At 60.8% G+C, this 227-nt stretch carries 1 protein-coding gene; it reads left to right on the forward strand.

Annotated elements, in window-relative coordinates:
* Nucleotides 1-227, forward strand: a 227-nt coding sequence (locus GQE99_RS20175) for an IS3 family transposase (protein WP_161353769.1), incomplete at both ends; no start/stop codon positions are given.

Consider the following 227-nt stretch of genomic DNA (forward strand, 5'->3'; position numbering starts at 1 on the left):
ACTACGAGCCGAAGGGAGAGACCGAACAGAACCTCGGCCTGATGCGGCAGATCGACGAGCAGTTCCTGGAGACGCCGTTCTTCGGTGTCCGCCAGATGACCTGGCACCTGCGCAATGACGGGCATCTCGTGAACGAGAAGCGGATACGCCGGCTAATGCGCCTCATGGGGCTGATGCCGATTTACCAGAAGCCCAACACGAGCAGGCCGGCGAAAGGACACAAGACC

This window comes from Maritimibacter harenae, from assembly GCF_009882975.1.
Classification (GTDB): domain Bacteria; phylum Pseudomonadota; class Alphaproteobacteria; order Rhodobacterales; family Rhodobacteraceae; genus Maritimibacter; species Maritimibacter harenae.